The sequence below is a fragment of the Petrocella sp. genome, assembly GCF_059865615.1.
In genome coordinates this window covers 1-1,076 of record NZ_JCBCDA010000132.1, presented here as the reverse complement: position 1 = coordinate 1,076, position 1,076 = coordinate 1, and the positions used below count along the sequence as shown (strand labels likewise).

Sequence of the window (1,076 nt, the reverse complement as noted above, 5' to 3'; positions counted from 1 at the left end):
ATTGGAGATTGCTTGTTATTAATCAGATCCACTTTTTCTTTGATGATATCAAGTGCTATAACCTCATTGTGCTGTGCTAAAAGTATGGCATTGGATAATCCTACGTAACCTGTTCCTGCTATTGTTATTTTCATTTTTCTTACTCTCCCTTGTAATTATCTAAGGTCATATTGTAATAAGACCTCTGCTTTTCATTTTATGGTTTCAGCTTTTTATATGTGACTATGGCTTTCATTGCCATATAGTCTTTTTCTCTACAAGATTTACTTCTCTACTTTGTAATAATCTTTATACCACTCTACGAATTTTGCAAGACCTTCCTCAATACTCGTAGATGGTTTGAAATCAATATCTCTTTCAAGATCAGAAACATCCGCATATGTTCTAAGTACATCTCCTGGTTGCATATCCATGTACACTTTCTCCGCTTCTTTTCCAAGAGCCGATTCTAGAGCATGGATGAATCTCATAAGCTGCACTGGATTGTTATTACCGATATTATATATTTTATATGGTGCAAAGCTTGAACTTAAATCATCCACACTTTCATCCCAATCATTATTGGCAACAGGCGCTTTGCCTATAAGCTTTACGATTCCCTCAACAATATCATCCACATAAGTGAAGTCGCGCTCCATCTTTCCATGATTAAAGACTTTAATTGACTTTCCAGCTAAGATGTCTTTTGTAAATGAGAAATAAGCCATATCTGGTCTTCCGTATGGCCCATACACGGTAAAGAATCTAAGCCCCGTCGTTGGAATGCCATATAAGTGACTATAAGTATGCGCCATCAGTTCATTGGACTTTTTCGTAGCCGCATAAAGTGAAACAGGATGATCCACATTATGATTAGTAGAAAATGGTGCTACTTTATTACCACCATAAACTGAACTTGAAGAAGCATATAGAAGATGGTCTACCGGAAAGTTTCTACAAGCTTCTAAGATATTCATAAAACCTATTAAGTTAGAATCCACATAAGCATAAGGATTCTCAATAGAGTAACGCACGCCAGCTTGAGCTGCTAGATTAATGACATGAGTTGGTTGGTAGGTCTCAAAGATATTATCTAC

General features: G+C 36.3%; 1 protein-coding gene and 1 pseudogene. Both read right to left on the bottom strand.

What is annotated here, in order from left to right; all coding sequences use genetic code 11:
- Window positions 1–134 (bottom strand): annotated as a pseudogene (locus AC6F8J_RS14580) (UDP-glucose 6-dehydrogenase); the annotation flags it as partial.
- 129 nt (window positions 135–263) lie between these two features.
- Window positions 264–1,076: NAD-dependent epimerase/dehydratase family protein (locus tag AC6F8J_RS14575; RefSeq protein ID WP_500724356.1), on the bottom strand; the 813-nt coding region annotated here is incomplete at its 5' end.